This is a genomic window from Polluticoccus soli (genome assembly GCF_029269745.1).
In the GTDB taxonomy this organism is placed as follows: domain Bacteria; phylum Bacteroidota; class Bacteroidia; order Chitinophagales; family Chitinophagaceae; genus Polluticoccus; species Polluticoccus soli.
On record NZ_JARJHT010000002.1, the window covers coordinates 621,756 to 638,064 of the forward strand.

The 16,309-nt window shown below is 43.4% G+C and carries 14 protein-coding genes and 1 tRNA gene; 6 read left to right on the forward strand and 9 right to left on the reverse strand.

Going from position 1 to position 16,309, the window contains the following annotated elements; genetic code table 11:
- Positions 1-62: 62 nt before the first annotated feature.
- Together P2W83_RS13420 and P2W83_RS13425 are read left to right on the forward strand one after the other, a co-directional pair.
- A complete protein-coding gene (locus P2W83_RS13420) occupies positions 63-998 on the forward strand; it encodes a hypothetical protein (RefSeq protein ID WP_276134257.1) in 936 nt (311 codons plus the stop codon).
- A gap of 33 nt (positions 999-1,031) precedes the next feature.
- Positions 1,032-1,105, forward strand: a tRNA-Arg gene (locus P2W83_RS13425).
- A 256-nt stretch (positions 1,106-1,361) separates the two neighbouring features.
- On the opposite strand, the gene P2W83_RS13430 is transcribed toward P2W83_RS13425, so the two are convergent.
- The 4 genes from P2W83_RS13430 to P2W83_RS13445 form a co-directional block, all read right to left on the reverse strand.
- Positions 1,362-2,999, reverse strand: a complete 1,638-nt coding sequence (locus tag P2W83_RS13430) for a SulP family inorganic anion transporter (protein WP_276134258.1) — start codon at positions 2,997-2,999, stop codon at positions 1,362-1,364.
- A 4-nt stretch (positions 3,000-3,003) separates the two neighbouring features.
- Positions 3,004-3,567 carry an alkylphosphonate utilization protein gene (locus P2W83_RS13435; RefSeq protein WP_276134259.1) on the reverse strand — a complete coding sequence of 188 codons (564 nt, stop codon included), beginning with the start codon at positions 3,565-3,567 and terminating at the stop codon, positions 3,004-3,006.
- 40 nt (positions 3,568-3,607) lie between these two features.
- Entirely contained in the window at positions 3,608-4,213 is a 606-nt protein-coding gene (locus tag P2W83_RS13440; RefSeq protein ID WP_276134260.1) for a methyltransferase domain-containing protein, read from the reverse strand.
- Positions 4,214-4,369: 156 nt separating this feature from the next.
- Complete coding sequence (locus tag P2W83_RS13445) at positions 4,370-4,777, reverse strand: glycine cleavage system protein H (RefSeq protein WP_276134261.1); 408 nt, start codon at positions 4,775-4,777, stop codon at positions 4,370-4,372.
- A gap of 98 nt (positions 4,778-4,875) precedes the next feature.
- Between P2W83_RS13445 and P2W83_RS13450 the strand changes: the two genes are divergently transcribed.
- Positions 4,876-5,583, forward strand: coding sequence for a Crp/Fnr family transcriptional regulator (locus tag P2W83_RS13450; protein WP_276134262.1), 708 nt, complete (start codon positions 4,876-4,878; stop codon positions 5,581-5,583).
- Between the two features lie 53 nt (positions 5,584-5,636).
- On the forward strand, positions 5,637-6,008 hold the full coding sequence (locus P2W83_RS13455) for a DUF983 domain-containing protein (RefSeq protein ID WP_276134263.1): 372 nt from the start codon (positions 5,637-5,639) through the stop codon (positions 6,006-6,008).
- Between the two features lie 40 nt (positions 6,009-6,048).
- Here P2W83_RS13455 and P2W83_RS13460 read toward each other — a convergent pair whose 3' ends face one another.
- The 5 genes from P2W83_RS13460 to P2W83_RS18695 form a co-directional block, all read right to left on the reverse strand.
- Positions 6,049-6,225, reverse strand: a complete 177-nt coding sequence (locus tag P2W83_RS13460) for a hypothetical protein (protein ID WP_276134264.1) — start codon at positions 6,223-6,225, stop codon at positions 6,049-6,051.
- A 74-nt stretch (positions 6,226-6,299) separates the two neighbouring features.
- Positions 6,300-8,783: a heavy metal translocating P-type ATPase gene (locus tag P2W83_RS13465; protein WP_276134265.1), complete on the reverse strand. Its 2,484-nt coding sequence runs from the start codon at positions 8,781-8,783 to the stop codon at positions 6,300-6,302.
- Positions 8,784-8,798: 15 nt separating this feature from the next.
- The gene (locus tag P2W83_RS13470; RefSeq protein ID WP_276134266.1) at positions 8,799-10,004 is read right to left on the reverse strand and encodes an efflux RND transporter periplasmic adaptor subunit; all 1,206 of its coding nucleotides are present in this window, start codon (positions 10,002-10,004) and stop codon (positions 8,799-8,801) included.
- A 2-nt stretch (positions 10,005-10,006) separates the two neighbouring features.
- Positions 10,007-14,329, reverse strand: coding sequence for a CusA/CzcA family heavy metal efflux RND transporter (locus P2W83_RS13475; RefSeq protein WP_276134267.1), 4,323 nt, complete (start codon positions 14,327-14,329; stop codon positions 10,007-10,009).
- Positions 14,330-14,420: 91 nt separating this feature from the next.
- Positions 14,421-14,732, reverse strand: coding sequence for a DUF6660 family protein (locus tag P2W83_RS18695; protein ID WP_420831802.1), 312 nt, complete (start codon positions 14,730-14,732; stop codon positions 14,421-14,423).
- 275 nt (positions 14,733-15,007) lie between these two features.
- Between P2W83_RS18695 and P2W83_RS13480 the strand changes: the two genes are divergently transcribed.
- Together P2W83_RS13480 and P2W83_RS13485 are read left to right on the forward strand one after the other, a co-directional pair.
- On the forward strand, positions 15,008-15,361 hold the full coding sequence (locus P2W83_RS13480) for a hypothetical protein (RefSeq protein WP_276134268.1): 354 nt from the start codon (positions 15,008-15,010) through the stop codon (positions 15,359-15,361).
- A 432-nt stretch (positions 15,362-15,793) separates the two neighbouring features.
- Complete coding sequence (locus tag P2W83_RS13485) at positions 15,794-16,279, forward strand: c-type cytochrome (RefSeq protein ID WP_276134269.1); 486 nt, start codon at positions 15,794-15,796, stop codon at positions 16,277-16,279.
- Positions 16,280-16,309 lie beyond the last annotated feature (30 nt).

The following is a 16,309-nucleotide window of genomic DNA, read 5'->3' on the forward strand; positions in this document are numbered from 1 at the left end:
ATTAGGTCGTTTTACCCTAAAATCATAGTTTAACACTCTGTGCTTATAACCTTTGGCAGAAAATGAGTAGGTTTGACAAAATGCCACAGTACATGTTCAAAAAAATGATCGTGATTTTGGTTTTGTCGCTGGCCATGGGTCAGGGTAAAGCCGCAGCACAGGATCTGAAACAGCAACTGGAACTGATAGAAGACTCATTGGTAACGACCGCCGATTCAATGTACTCCGCTTTTATTCCCGACGATAGGAGCGTGTACAATGAAAAATTCGTAAAACAGTTGGTTAGAGCGTTGAAGATAAAAGGGTCTTACGATTATCCCTTTGCCAGGCTGGCTGAAAAGATAAACATTATCGCGCCTGAGGATAAGGCCTTCAAAATGTTTAACTGGGCAATAGCCCCTACCGATGTTACGCGCCGGTATTATGGCGCTATACAAATGCCAGGCGATGAGCTGAGGTTATTCCCGCTTGTAGATTACACTGGTGAATTAGGCAAAGGCGCTGAAGATAGCGTACTGAGAAGCGGTAAATGGTATGGTGCCTTGTATTACCGTATTATGCCACATGACATTGGCGGAGAAAAAGTGTATACTTTATTTGGTCTCAATGCATCGAGCTCCATCAGTAATAAAAAAGTGTTAGATCCCCTGACGATGACACCGACTGGCCCCGTTTTTGGCGCCCAGATATTCAATATTCGTTCGAAAAATAGGAATACCGAAAGGATCAACCGCTTCATTATTGAATACAAAAAAGCAGTACAGGCTTCGATGAACTGGGACCCCGAGATGAACGCTATTTATTTTGACAGGCTGGTTTCGGATGTAAACGACCCCAACAGGAAATATACTTTTGTTCCAAGCGGCCAGTACGATGGCTTTAGATGGAACAACGGCTACTGGAACTTTGTTGAAGACCTGATACCGATTGAGACACGCGAAGACGGAAACGCACCAGCTCCTGTGCCCGTAAAGGCAAAAGAGACTGGAGATAAGTAGAATTTGCCACATTTTAATTAGCTTTGCGCTCCCGGTCCGGTAGCTCAGTTGGATAGAGCATCAGCCTTCTAAGCTGAGGGTCATTGGTTCGAATCCAATCCGGATCACTTAGACAAGGATTACAGAAAGATAATCCTTACTTGGATTAACCTGGGATTCTCTGATTATGAGCCTTATATGAGTAGCATTTCAGAGCTGTCCGTTAATAAGCAAGCCCCCAGGAATGAGGGCTTGTTGCCGTGCCAAAATTATTGGCATTGGTTTGCTGTTGAAACAGCAAACCCCTATGTGGGCTACGTAAACGGTTGATGTCTTCGCAGATTTTCCTTAACCAGTGAGCCAGATGTTACACGTCTCCGCGTTTTACTTGTTCATTATTACTTTACTCCGTTCAATCGCCTGGGTAAACGTACCAGTGACATTTGCTTTGCCGATCGCAAATAGTAATCGGGTAGCTTTCAGTTCATTCCTGATCTCATCGCTGTGTACCTCCGACAAGATCAACTTAGTCTTATGCCTTACAGCATCTTTATGAATGTCGCTGAGTATTTTTAAGCCTGTTGCATCGATATTAGGTACTTGCCGCATCCGTATGATCAATACACTGGCAGGTTTCTCCAGAAGTTTCATTGCTTCTTTGAACTTGTAGGCCGCGCCAAAGAATAACGGACCGGCGATCTCAAACACTTCCACGTCCCGGGGAATTGACGCCAGGTCGGTTTGGTCTTTATCTTCCTCCGTTTTTGATAAGACAGTTACGTTGCTGCTCTTGATCATATGGCGTAAGAAAAGAAAGGCTGCCAGTACCATTCCTATTTCAATGGCTACTGTGAGGTCAACAAGTACTGTAAGCACGAATGTGACCAGCAGTACAAGACGGTCACTCTTGGGGCCTTTCAGAAAGGAAATAAAATTCTCCCATTCGCTCATGTTGTAAGCTACTACAACCAATATTCCCGCAAGGGTAGCCATAGGTATGAGTGTAGCGTATTTTCCGGCGAACAACATGATCATTGCGAGCGAGATGGCGTGAACCATGCCTGCGATGGGCGTGCGTCCTCCGTTTTTTACATTGGTTGCCGTGCGGGCGATAGCGCCGGTCGCAGGGATGCCGCCAAAGATAGAGGAGCCTATGTTGGCCGCACCTTGGGCTACTAATTCGATATTGGATTTATGATTTCCTCCTATCATGCCGTCTGCTACAACTGCCGAGAGTAGGGATTCAATGCCACCAAGTAAGGCTATCGTGAAAGCAGGTTGGATGAGCTGTTTAATGGTTGCATAATCGATATGAGGCAAGGAGGGTTTCGGCAACAGGGAAGGGATCGCTCCAAATCGACTCCCAATGGTTTCTACGGGCAATTGCAACCACTGCACGGCAATAGTTGTCAGAACCAATGCTATCAGCGATCCCGGTATTTTCCGCGAAAATCTTGGCGAGAGCATTATCATTGCAGCAGTGGTGATAGAAATGAGTAGTGAATATGGATTTACCGTATGAACGTTCTCTGCGTAGCTTGTCCACTTGTCAATGAACTCTACCGGGACTGCTTTTATTTTCAGTCCTAAAAAGTCTTTTACCTGTGATGCGAAGATTATCAGGGCAATTCCGCTTGTAAATCCCGTAATCAACGGATATGGAAGGTATTTAATGACAGAGCCAAGGCGCGCCAGGCCCATCATAATTAGCATGATGCCTGCCATAAACGTGGCGATCACCAGGCCGTTGAAGCCATGTACCTGCACTATACCATAAACAACCACGATAAATGCACCGGTGGGGCCACCTATTTGCACCCTGCTGCCGCCAAATGCTGAAATGATAAAACCTGCGATGACTGCCGTGTATAAACCTTTCTCGGGAGAAACCCCGGATGCGATGGAGAATGCAATTGCCAGCGGCAAGGCTACGATAGCAACGACCAGGCCTGCCAGCACATCTCTACCCAACTGCTGTTGGTTGTAAGTTTTTAAAGTGCTAAACAGTTTTGGAGTGAACATGCAATCAAGATTTTCGAACGTACTTTGTTAGTATAACAATGGTTTGCTCGTTTATTTTTCCTTCGATCTGGTCGGTGTTATCAGGTACCAGCTTGATTTTTCTTACGATCGCTCCCTTTGGCGCCATAAAATTTGCTCCCTTTACATTCAGGCCTTGTATAAGAACGATGGTATCCCCGTTGTTTAATTCGGTGCCATTGCTATCTCTGTGTACAGGTGATACCTCGAAAGCGTTTAGTCCCCATTGAACCACAGTTTCATCCAAATCAACGGAACTCATGATTTCACTTGCCCATTCTTCAGCTTTGTGCTTGTAGAGCAGCCTGTAGCTTAATGCCTGAACACTTGGTTCCGTGTTCCAAATACTGCCAGCCAGGCAATGCCAATCCATCGCCATATTTTCATTGTCAATTGCCGATGCGCAGGTGTTGCAAAGTGCTACCTCGTTTTCTATTACGTCATTGTTTCGTGGGCTGACCGCGTAGGCTAATGCAGCAGTTTCTGTATTGCACAATTCACAAATGTCGTTGCAGCGTTGTCTCAATTTATCGCTGATGGTCGTACTCATATCTTTTATCGTTTTATTCCCATTCGTCGTGGCTATCTGATCAAGCTTTTACCCAGAACTTTAACAGGTCGTTCATCATACAATCTGCGAGGTGATAACTTGGGGGAAGTTCGTCTTCGAGGCTGTGATAAGTTACCAACCGTGTGCCTGGCGACCTTGCGTCTAATTGACGGTATAGGTAACGGTTATAATAATTAAATAGTTCGCCGGAGTATTCTATGCTATCATCTATTTTATCGGTGCCGTCAAGGTTTTCATAGAATGAGTTGTAGAAGTAGAAATGGTCGTAATCTTTGAAGTCTATTTGTGTGAAGTTGCCGTGAATAAAAGACACATTTTCGAGTCCGAGAGATTCCCTTGCTTTGTCAGCGTAATGGACCAGGCGCTTTCTTTGTTCTATTCCGAAAAACAACGCGTGTGGTGCAAAATGCGCGGCTGATAAGCAGAATTTGCCGACGCCGCTGCCGATGTCGAGAATGCGAACCTGGTTGCCTGTCGCCAAAAACTCGGCAGCTCTTTTGGCGACTATCAAAGGTGTCCAGTGCCGTTCCGTCAATGCGGCGATAGATGGTGGGTACTGTTCATTGAACCATTGGTCTGAAAGAAGGCTGTTTGTTGCACCCGGTTGCAGAAACCTTGACGGCATGACCTTTCGTTTATAGATGATCGTATTGTTTTGTCTTCTTCTCACCATATTCTTTTGTACTAAAACTTTTTACGGTCGGGGTGTAGCATTATAACTCTTATCTGGAGATAGTTCGAAAATGTTCAGCCAGGGATTTCATTTTGATCATAACTGCGATCAAATGCTTGTTTTCATTCGGGTTTGTTTCTTCGAGTATTCACTTTCATCCAGTAATTCTGCGGCTGCGTACGGCAATAATGGCTGAATTTTGATTATCCAGCCGCTTGTTTGGGCACTCTGTAGCAGAGTATTTGGTGAACTAATAAGGGCTTGATTGCTCTCTATGAACCGGCCGCCCACCGGCATGTGTACCGGAATGCTATAATCTTCAGAGATAATATTGGCAACTAAGTCACCTTGTTTGCCATCCCTGGCAGGTATGACCAACTCAATTTTTTGTATGTCGGTTATCCCGATGAGCTTGAAGTCGCAAACTCCGACGTAAGCTGTGGAGTCATCAAATCTGATCCATTCATAATCCTTTGTAAAGTAGCAGGTAGTCAGCTGGGCTTCATCAAGTAGCATAGGCGGCAAAATTACAAGTAGCTTGTCCACCGGTTTTTGCGTTTTATCACATTTGATTTAATTCCAGCGCTTTTTAATATTCTTTACTTTTGATCCATATGAGCCTGAAAGGAATTTTTCCGATAGACAGATGGGACTTTAATTCTCAGAAGATACTTGCGGATCTAAGCGATAAAGACTGGGACAATTTGATGGCTCATGCAAGAAAGGAGAAATATAAAAAAGGTCAGATCGTTTTCAGGGAAGGGGCTCAGCCCACAAGTATTTTTTATATCCACACCGGAACGGTAAAGAAGTATAAGATAGATAACGACGGGAAGGAACACATTGTTTATGTTGCCAGTGCCGGGGAACTTATAGGGTATCATGCCGCTTTGGCAGATGAAGTTTATCCTGATGCAGCTGCTGCACTGGAAGACAGTGTTGTCGATGTTATCCCGGTAGCAGATTTTCTTTCGACACTTGATCGTTCCCCGGCATTTTCAAGAAAACTTTTGAAGACGCTTAGCCATGAGTTTGCCGTATATATAAACAATTTATCAGTCTTTGCTCAAAGGCCGGTAAGAGAAAGGGTAGCGATAGCCTTGATCGTTTTGAGGGAAAAGTATAAACAAGGGGTCAAACCAGGAGCTCCTGTTATGATAAGCATATCCAGGGATGACATTGCTAATATGGCTGGAACGACCCGCGAGAACGTAGCGAGATTCCTCACGGAGTTCAAGCAAGAGAAGATAATAGATACCATAGGAAGGAAGATATTGATAACTAACGTCCGAAAATTGGCAGAGGTATCAAATTACTCGTGATGTGATAAATGTCACATTTGCATCGCTCTATGTTCGTATTTTTATTCAAAAACATGCAGCACCGCAACTCCTTCATTCTGCCAGATATTTTGAATGGTAAATGCCCAAAGTGCAGAAGGGGGAATATTTATTTAAACAAGGGCGTTTTCCCTTTAGGTGGCTCGCTCAAAACAGTTGATCATTGTCCTGATTGCAGGCAAAAGATAAATGTAAGCGATAATGCTCCCGGTATAAACTATGCGCTAAGTGTCGTTGTCTACTTTTTCGGATTTGTCTTGTATGCCTGCATCTGGGGAATAACTTATAAGGACAATAGCTTTATCACCTCGTTTTTATTTTCAACAGCAATTGTTGTTTTGTTGCAACCCTGGTTGATGCGACTGTCCAAAACCATTTACATCTATTTATTCACTAAGTTCGGGTAGTGGGAACGCAGATCTTCAGAGCTGGTTACAGAGTTGACAACTACAGGTCTGCTCTCAGGTTAAACTTTTGGAGGATAGCTAATATAGCGTTTCCTTGGTAAGAGAAAACAGAGAATGCCGGAATGTCTGCCTGCAAGTTTTCGATGTTATCAAATTTCCATGCAGCAACTTCGTAAGAGTGGGGTGTTGGTTCGTCATCTGTTACAACGGTAAACACATGATTATGTTCGAATAGCGATTGTCTCGCATTTGGAAAGAAACTTCTGTTATAGCATGTACCTCTTTTGCACATTATTTATTGCCTTGCGGGGCTCTATATCCCAATAAACGCAAGGCATTAAATACAACTACCAACGTAGAGCCTTCATGCCCAATAACAGCAGGCCCAATATGGGCAATCCCTAAAATTGTCAACGGTATAAGTATTGCAACCATTCCCAGGCTGACAACTAGATTCTGTTTGATAATTCTACTGGCTTTCTTGCTTAACCCTATAGCAAAAGGCAAGTTGCTCAATTTGTCTGCCATAAGGGCGATATCGGCAGTTTCCAATGCCACATCACTACCAGCAGCGCCCATTGCAATTCCCACGGTGCTTTTGGCCATCGCAGGGGCATCATTCACCCCATCACCTACCATTGCAACTTGTTTTTCGTTTACCCTTAATTTATCGATAGCAGCCACTTTTTGTTCTGGTAACAAATTCCCCATTGCATCTGTGATGCCTATTTCTTTCGCTATTGCTTCCGCTACCTTTTGATTATCTCCGGTTAGCATCACCATTCTTTTCACTCCTAACGTCTGGAGTTGCGAAAGCGTTGGCTTGGCATCTGGCCTTGGGGTATCCATAAGAGTGAGTATACCCATCAATTTATCCCCCAGCTCAACAATCATCGTGGTATTCCCTTTTTGTTCAAGATCCTCCGCTTGTTTTCTAACATCATCGGGTAATGAGCTTCCCTTCTCAATGAAAAGATCCTTATTGCCTATATGCACAACAGAACCATTATAGACTGCCTTCACTCCCCGGCCAACAATCGCTTCAGCCTTTTCAGCTGGTTTTATCTCTTTCCTGACTTTTTCAGATGCACCCTTAACAATTGCAGCTGCTAATGGATGATCACTCAATTTCTCCACCGCAATCGCTATCTCCAACAATTGTCCTTCAGAAAATCCGTTAAGCGGATATGCACCGGTAAGCTTTGGCTTACCTTCCGTAAGGGTGCCTGTTTTGTCGAAAGCAATGGCAGTTAAAGTGCCTAATTCTTCCAAGGGCTTACCACCTTTTATGAGCACACCACATCTTGCTGCCCTGGCAACGCCACTCAAAACAGCACTGGGTGTCGAAATGGCTAATGCACATGGACTGGCAGCAACCAAAACTGCCATTGCCCTATAAAAACTGGCACTAAACGGTTCATCTACTACTAAAAATGCACCGAGGAGCAACACTACCAATATTAGGACAGCTGGCACATAATATTTCTCTAGTTTATCGGTAAAGTTTTGTGTACGAGATTTCTGCGTTTGTGCTTCATTCACAAGCTTTACCAGTCTTGCTATTGTTGAATCGGATGCTACTTTGCTAACTTTTATCTCTAGTGCTTCAGCGCCATTGATAGATCCGGCAAAAACCTTGTGTGATTTGTCTATAGTATTTGCAGTAGCAATGTCTATGTCTGGATTATCAACTGGTATTTTGTCAACAGGAATACTTTCTCCGGTGATAGGTGCCTGATTGACACTGCTATTGCCTTTTATCACGATACCATCAGCAGAGATCTTTGAATTAGGCTTAACAACTATGATATCTCCGGGTTTCAAATTGGCAATATCCACTTCCTTTAATGTTCCATCTTGTTTTAGTAGCGCTGTCTTAGGGGCTAGATCGGCAAGTGCTGCAATGGACTTTCTGGCCTTTTCCATAGCGTAATGTTCGAGTGCATGCCCCATACTGAATAGGAATAGCAGCAAAGCACCTTCCGCCCATTCGCCCAGTACGGCTGCGCCGATAGCCGCAACCAGCATAAGGAAATCTATTTCAAAATCACCCTTGCTTATTGCTGTAAGGGCTTCTTTTGTTGTAAAATATCCGCCAAAGAAGTAAGCACCTATATAAAAAGCAATCGGAATAAATTCCGGCAACCCATTGATAAAGGATAATCCAAACCCTATTCCCAATAACGCACCGGAAATGAGCGCAAATATGAGTTCTGTCTTTTCACCAAAAATGCCGCCATGTGAATGCCCGTGTTCTTCATGCGCATGTTCATGATCACCGTGGGCATGTTCAGCATGATCCTCTTTACCTGTTTGATGAAAGTCTTCAACATTTTTGATGTCCAGCCCAGCTTTCCTTATACTTCTTTCAATCGTTTCTTGTGAAGTTTTTGCTCTTTCATATTCCAATTGAATAAATCCAGTGGCGGCGACGGCAACAGATACTATGCCTGTTACAGCTCGTAATTCGCGTTCTATAATTCTGGCATGGCGAGGATGACGAATACCTGACACGTTAAAAAGAAGGTGTCCATAGCGTACTGTAAGCTCAGCTCCTGCCGCTTTGGCCAAATCCTCAACTTCCGTTACGGAAATAACGCTAGCATCGTAATGAAAGCATAGTTGTGCATGTGAATTGTCCTTTTGAGGTACAAGATGAACTAACTCGATACCTCGTCTGCTTTGGAGGGCATGAATGATTTTTGTTACACATTCATCCCTTTCGCCAGGCACTTCAGGCAATAATATTTCTAAGTCTATTCTAGTTTTTTCCATAGAGGTAGTGTGGCGTTAGTGCTCATGTGCTTCCCCGGCGTTAGTCATTTTAGCCATAAGGAAAAATGCTCCCTGGACAACAACTTTGGTATGTTGAGGCAACGTACTAACTGGTTTAATTTCGGTATAGCCCACATCAGATGCACCCCTGATTACTTGAATCCGTTCAAAAACCATTGCTTCGCTTGCATGACTATGCTCTGGAGCCGGTTCATGCTTATGATCTGCTTCTTGTTCTTCACTGGCTTTCTTACCAGATACGATAAATATGTAGTCTTTGCCATCATTCGTAACGATAGCAGCATCAGGAACAGCCGGATAGACGCTTTCTCCCAGGCTTATACGGGCGGTTACACTCATTCCTTCTATAAGGCCGGTTTTATCGTTAATTACGTGTGCATGCACCGGCACAGCACGCGTTTCATTCACAAATGCCGTGCCTATAGAATATATCCGCGCGTCATACTCCTGACCAGGGTTATTCGTAAGCGTAAAGTGTATTATTTGGCCAGGTGCCACTTTGGGCAAGTCCTTTTCATAGACAAATAAGTCCAGGTGTAGTTCCGAGTTGTTAATGATTTCTGCGATGGGAGCATTAGGATCGATATTAGATCCTATTTGGGAGGTAATCTCAGAGATTGTACCGCTAATTGGTGCCTTAATTGCCAGAGTCGAAGAAATGCTTCCTGTAGATACCCCAAGAGTAGAAAGTTGCCGTTGTAAGGCACTTCGTTGCGCACGAAGTCCTTTAAGCTCAGATTCAATCCGTTGCACATTCTTGTACGGAGCGGCATTCCCTCTGACAAGTTCCCGTTGGCGGTCAAGCTCCTGATTTGAATACTGAATCCGTGCATTGATAGAAATCAGCTCTTGTTGAATATTAGAAACCTCTGTATTAGCAATTGTTCCAATAGTCTGTCCTTTTCTAACGTAGCTTCCGGGTTGTATGTTTATTGAACGTAACACTCCGCCCACTAGTGATGTAATGAATGCTTTATTTTGACTTGGTACTTCTAGCGTACCACTAACACTGATCGAGCTGGTCAGATTCTTCATTTCAACTTGCCCGATTGTAATGTTGGCTGCCTTTAATTGATCCTCGGTTAAACTAACGAGTGTACTTTCTTCGTGATGTTCTTCTATTGTAGTTGTGGATTCCTTCTTGCCGCCGCACGCCAGCAATAACAGAAACACAGGAAACAGGTATATGATATATCTCATTCTTAGCGATTTAAATAATAATTAAGTTGGATGATAGATTGGTTGTACTCATTTAGTGCATCCAGGTAATTCCTACGGATGTCAAGAGCCTGCATTAGGTATTGCGAAAGCTCGGCAAAACTTATTTCTCCCCCGCGATAAGCGAGGTTTGCCGCGGTAACGATCTTTTCAGCCTGCTGTAATCCGGTTGCTTCATAGTATTCCACTCTTTCCAATTGCTTCTGGAGCTGTAACCTGCTTTGAGAAAACCGTGTTTGTAATAACACCTTTTCATAATCATAAAGCGTTTGCTGATAATCCCGTTCCAGTTGGGAAGCCCTGATTTTATTCCTATACCCATTCAGGCCAAATATTGGCACTCCAACGGTTACCGAGAAACCAGAATAGGGGTTTAACATACCGTATAACCTTTGAGAGAAAAAGCGGCCTGAGAAATCCGGCATTAACCCTGACCTTGCTACCCGAACATCAGCATTTGCTATCGCAATTTCCTGCTGTTGTTTTAGTAAAGCGGGGTGATCGGCTGTAGGCTGCATGTCCAGATCAAACGGTACTTTTGACAATGGCATTTCATCGGCCAGATAGGAGATGTCCGAATGCAGAATAGCGTTTAAAATAGCTTGCTGGCTTTGAATATCTTTATCAATTAGCCTCTTCTGTAAGTGAACCTCCTGGCTTCTTGCATTGGCAGAAATACTGTCAAGGCCTGGGCTTTCTCCAGCATGAGCACGCAATTGAGCAATTTTAGCTGATTCATGAAAGAAGCTATCCAAGGTTGTCAATACTTGCTTTCGGTTTTGATGATACCAAAGCGTATAGTATGCAGTTTGAAGTTCGCGCTTGATCTCCAATGCCTGTAGTTGCTTTGTATAGGAAACAGCTCGAAGCTGCTCCTGCAATAAACTGCGTTTGGCCTTATACACACCTGGCCAATCTATACTTTGGGAAAGGCCGATTTTTAATATTCCTTGATGATCTGAAGGACGAAGATCTTCATTTTCAAAAAACACACCTGTCTTGGGAATATCGAAATATGTTCCGCTTAATGCCCGTGAACGCTGTACTGCGATATCGCGGCTACGTAACTGTAGATTATTTTGCAGTGCAATTTCAAAAGCATCATTGAAACTAATTCGTGTCGGTTCTGCCGCTGTCCTTCCGGTCTGGCTACTTGCAAATATTGGGGATAGAGTAAGCATTACCACCATAACAGGTGATGATCTGCGCCGGATGCCTGTAGTAAACATGATATAGAGTAAGGGCAACACGATAAGCGTTAAGACAGTAGCGGTTATCAGGCCTCCAATAACAACAGTAGCAAGTGGTTTTTGAACTTCCGCACCAGCCCCTGTTGATAAAGCCATTGGTAAAAAACCCAGCGAAGCAACTGCTGCTGTCATTAAAACAGGACGCAATCGGATTTTTGTTCCAATTCGCACACGCTCAATTACATCGGCAACCCCATCTTTTGCTAATTGATTAAAAGTTCCAATCAGAACGATACCATTAAGGACAGCAACGCCAAAAAGTGCGATGAATCCCACTCCAGCTGAAATAGAGAAAGGCATACCTCGTAACAACAAAGCAAAAACACCTCCAATAGCGGACATCGGTATTGCAGTGAAGATCAATGTTGCTTGCTGGAGTGATTGAAAGGTAAAATAGAGCAAGGCGAAAATTAGGAATAAGGCAATTGGCACCGCGATACTTAAGCGTGCAGAAGCTTCTTCGAGGCTTTGAAATGTTCCGCCATAAGTCAAATAATAGCCGGTTGGTAGTCTGAAATCAGCCAGCTTCTTTTGTATGTCTTTTACAACACTCTGCACATCACGATCTTTTACGTTGAACCCTATCACGATGCGCCTTTTTGCATCTTCCCGGCTTATCTGTGCCGGCCCTTCCTTGAACGAAACCTTTGCTACCTGGCTTAAAGGCACCTGACTTCCGCCTGGTATAGGGATGTAAAGATTTGCAACATCCTCTATTCCTGTACGATGAGCACTATCAAGGCGTACAACCAGGTCAAATTTTCTTTCATTTTCAAAGATTACTCCCGTTTTGGTTCCTGCAAATGCCGCGGTAATAACCCGATTTATGGCGGCTATGTTCAACCCATATGCCGCCACTTGTGTTCGATTGTACTCAATAGTAATTTGAGGTAAGCCAGAAGTTCGTTCAATTTGAGGTGCTGTTGCCCCTTCCACTGATTGCACGATACTTGCAATTTTTGGTGCTAGATCAGCTAAGGTTGCTATATCCTCCCCAAAAATCTTGATCGCCACATCCTGTCTAACGCCAGTCATCAACTCATTAAAACGCATTTGAATTGGCTGATTGGCTTCGAAGAATATACCAGGAATCACCTCCAGTTTCTCCAAAATGCGTTGAGCGAGGTCGTTGTAGTCATATGTAGTTGTCCACTCCTTTTTTTCCTTCAGGACTATTATAAGATCAGATGCTTCCGGGGGCATTGGATCTGTTGGGATTTCGGCACTTCCTGTCTTGCCTATAACAGCTTTAACCTCAGGAAAGGACTTAATTATTCGTTGTGCCTGTAGAGATGTCTCTATGCTTTGTGAAAGCGAAGCACCTTGTGGTAGAATACAGTGAAAGGCATAATCACCTTCCTGAAGCTGCGGCAGAAATTCGCCACCCATGCGTGAAAATGCAATGATGGTGAAAACTAACAATGCAGCTGCTACAGCCACAATGAATCGCTTTTGATTAATAGCCCAGTTAAGAATCGGTTCATATCTACGTTGAAACCAATCCATCATCTTGTCTGAAAATGTCCGCCTGTTGCTCAACTGTTTTGGCAGCACCAATGCACACATCATGGGGATATAGGTAATTGACAATACCAAGGCTCCAAGTATCGCAAATCCCACCGTTTGCGCCATCGGGCGAAACATCTTTCCTTCAATACCAACAAGTGTGAGAATAGGGATGTATACGATAAGGATTATTATTTCTCCAAACGCTGCGCTACTACGAATTTTAGAAGCCGATTGAAATACTTCTTCATCCATTTCCCCTTGGGAAAGTGCCTTTCCACTCTTCCGCAATCCCAGGTGATGCATCGTAGCTTCAACTATTATAACCGCACCATCTACGATCAAACCAAAGTCTATCGCACCCAAAGACATCAGGTTTGCGCTTACTCCAAAGACATGCATCATACCCAATGCAAACAATAGGGATAGAGGGATTGCGGATGCTACGATAAGCCCAGCCCTCAGATTTCCAAGGAAGATCACCAATACAAAAATTACTATCAGAGCGCCCTCAATTAAGTTTGTTTCAACTGTCTTTATTGCCCGATCAACAAGATCTGTCCGGTCTAAGAAGGGCTCGATCTCGATATCAGGAGGTAATGACTTCTTTATAGTTTCCATTTTCAGCTTTACCCGCTCCACCACTTCCGCGCTGTTGTATCCCTTTAGCATCATTACAATACCACCCACCACTTCGCCTTCACCGTTGCGTGTCATTGCTCCATATCTGATAGCATGGCCTATTCGGGGCGTAGCAACATGGCGAACAAGGACAGGTATGCCCTTTACTGTTTTGATGACGATATTTCCGATGTCCTCCGTGCTTGTGGCAATACCAATACCGCGAATGAAGTATGCGTACGGTTTCTTGTCTATATAGGCTCCGCCAGTGTTTGCATTATTTTTTTCCAGTGCATCGAGAAGCTCTGCAACTGTCACATTCATAGCTTTCAGCTGGTTGGGATCTATGGCCACCTCATATTGTTTCAGATAGCCTCCAAATGAATTGACTTCTGCTATGCCTGGAGTTCCGTAAAGTTGTCTGGCAACGATCCAATCATGCATTGTCCGCAAGTCCATCGCGGAATACTTGTGCTCCGACCCTTTTTTGGGATGAATTATATACTGGTATATTTCGCCCAATCCGGTACTTACCGGTGCCAGTTCAGGAGATCCCATACCTGCTGGTATTTCTTCCTCAGCGTTTTTGAGCCGCTCATTTATAAGTTGTCGCGCAAAATAGATATTGACGTTATCGTGAAAAACTACCGTTACTACTGACAACCCAAATCTCGAAATAGACCGGATCTCCACAAGATCAGGCAGATTGGCAATGCTGCGTTCTATTGGATAAGTAACGAATTGCTCAACCTCCTGGCTAGCCAGCGTTGGGGCAGTTGTAATTATCTGAACCTGGTTGTTTGTAATATCGGGTACTGCATCAACTGGCAGCCGGGTTAGGGAATAGATCCCCCATGCTATTAGAATCAAAGTAAAAATTCCAATAGCTAGCTTATTCTTTATTGAAAAGTAAATTATTCGATCTAGCATTCTTGTAGTTCAAAAGTGTTGTAAATAGCCATTTATGCGTTGTTGGAGCAACGCATAAGTGGCTTAACATGCCTTTGACAGGCCAACATTCTTAAACTAACTGGGGAGGTTGCCAGATCGGAATGGACATTTTCCGAATAATGGATTCAAGTGCCTCTTGATATACTGGTTGCTCCTTGGCAATTACCATGTCAGGTATGCTTACTGGTTCAGTCATCAGCGAAAATGAAGCACAGCAGGCACATTGACAGAAAGGGGAGCAAAGATCAGCACTATCCTCATGATGTTCATGCGAAGCACCTTGGGTAGAAGCTACTGAAGATGAAATCGTAATACCATCAGCACATGGAACGCAGCTGAGGAGTATAACTAAAATGGCCATAAAGGATGCCAAGTATCGCATGATTCAGTAAAAATAGAGAAAAAAGCACAAATAATATTCTGTTGGCCTTTTGAAGATATCCTGCAGGAACCATTTTGAAATTGGTTGAATCTTACCGTTACTGCGTTCTTTATATATAATGACGTAAAAGCAAACAATATTTTAACTTTTGTCGTATATTTGCTATAGTAAAGCCTATCCCAAAAATGACAAAACGTCATATCTATACGCCCATCATTTTACCCGGCACCCTTAAGCTGCAACAAAACCTACAAGGGTGGGAGGATGTAAACACATTGAAACAGCTTGGCGGCCAAAACCAATACAGGCAAGCGCTTTCTTCCATCAAAGCCCCCGGGCTTGTAATATTTTCCCTCATCACCCTACAGGGCAACAAAGTTATCATTTCAAGCAAACCGGTATTTGTGGGGAATCATTCCAAGCCATTGGCTGTCACTGCTTTCGCCAGGCAAATGTCGCAAGGCAAAAAAATATGGTTCCAAAAAAGCGCCTCAAAATGGCAACAAACGGCAACAATTTCCCGGCACCCATTAAGTTATCCTGATTTGTTCAAACAATTTGGTCAGATACTCCAGTTGTTCATCTGGTGGAAATACTATGACCATCCTCTGACTCAAGCATTGCGATAAGTAATATAGCATCAAAACGCCCAAAAGTCTAACTGATTTATTTCGACGAAGTTGGATCATCATAGATATAACCTTGAAAAATAAATAGACTTTAAAGTGCAATAAAACAACGATTAAAGAGATAAATGCCAGATTTGTTAATGACAAGTTCGGTATTTGCACTTATAGGCGGCTATTACTAATTGGCAATCAGCTATTTTGGTAATTCATGGCATTTTTGTTGTGCTATTACCGAATATATTTATTTAACTTAGGAACCGGCTGTTCTGCGTTGTGTTAGGAAGGGGAGAAACTGACCACAATCAGCCAATAAAATCAAAAAGAGACCTTTTTATCCTTTTTCCATGACTGTAATCATATTTTATTCTTCAATTCAGCTGGACTTTTGGGTTGTGAATAAAATATATCATTTCACAAAAAACATCCAGTTTTATGAACCTCAAACATTTTTATGTCGCTGCTTTCGCTGCCTGCTTTATTATCTATGGTTGCGGAGGTAGTTCCGAAGAAAAATCAGTAAAAGATGAAACCCCACAACAGCCGGTCGATGAGTCTCCTGCACCTGCCGCTACTGCCAGCGACAAGGGTATAGGTAAATTCCAAAACGTGGAATTGACGCATCCACTTGACGAAGGCATGGTAAAAGCCGGCCAAGGAACATATGATGTGAAATGCGGTTCTTGCCATAAGCTCAACGAAGAAAAGCTGGTTGGTCCCGGTTGGAAGGGCGTAACTGACAGAAGAACTCCTGAATGGATCATGAACTTCGTGACAAATGTGGATGAAATGTTAGAGAAAGATCCTAAAGCACAGGCAATGCTTGAAGTATGTATGGTTCGTATGCCTAACCAGAACCTGAAAGATGATGAAGCAAGGGCTGTGTTAGAGTTCATGCGTAAGAACGATGGCAAGAACTAGATGACAAATGTTTCCCCTTCTTAACACACA

Coding starts and splice junctions, on each gene's coding strand:
- P2W83_RS13420 (WP_276134257.1), top strand. CDS start 63: ATGAGTAGGTTTGACAAAATGCCACAGTACATGTTCAAAAAAATGATC.
- P2W83_RS13430 (WP_276134258.1), bottom strand. CDS start 2,999: ATGTTCACTCCAAAACTGTTTAGCACTTTAAAAACTTACAACCAACAG.
- P2W83_RS13435 (WP_276134259.1), bottom strand. CDS start 3,567: ATGAGTACGACCATCAGCGATAAATTGAGACAACGCTGCAACGACATT.
- P2W83_RS13440 (WP_276134260.1), bottom strand. CDS start 4,213: ATGCCGTCAAGGTTTCTGCAACCGGGTGCAACAAACAGCCTTCTTTCA.
- P2W83_RS13445 (WP_276134261.1), bottom strand. CDS start 4,777: ATGCTACTTGATGAAGCCCAGCTGACTACCTGCTACTTTACAAAGGAT.
- P2W83_RS13450 (WP_276134262.1), top strand. CDS start 4,876: ATGAGCCTGAAAGGAATTTTTCCGATAGACAGATGGGACTTTAATTCT.
- P2W83_RS13455 (WP_276134263.1), top strand. CDS start 5,637: ATGCAGCACCGCAACTCCTTCATTCTGCCAGATATTTTGAATGGTAAA.
- P2W83_RS13465 (WP_276134265.1), bottom strand. CDS start 8,783: ATGGAAAAAACTAGAATAGACTTAGAAATATTATTGCCTGAAGTGCCT.
- P2W83_RS13470 (WP_276134266.1), bottom strand. CDS start 10,004: ATGAGATATATCATATACCTGTTTCCTGTGTTTCTGTTATTGCTGGCG.
- P2W83_RS13475 (WP_276134267.1), bottom strand. CDS start 14,329: ATGCTAGATCGAATAATTTACTTTTCAATAAAGAATAAGCTAGCTATT.
- P2W83_RS18695 (WP_420831802.1), bottom strand. CDS start 14,732: ATGCGATACTTGGCATCCTTTATGGCCATTTTAGTTATACTCCTCAGC.
- P2W83_RS13485 (WP_276134269.1), top strand. CDS start 15,794: ATGAACCTCAAACATTTTTATGTCGCTGCTTTCGCTGCCTGCTTTATT.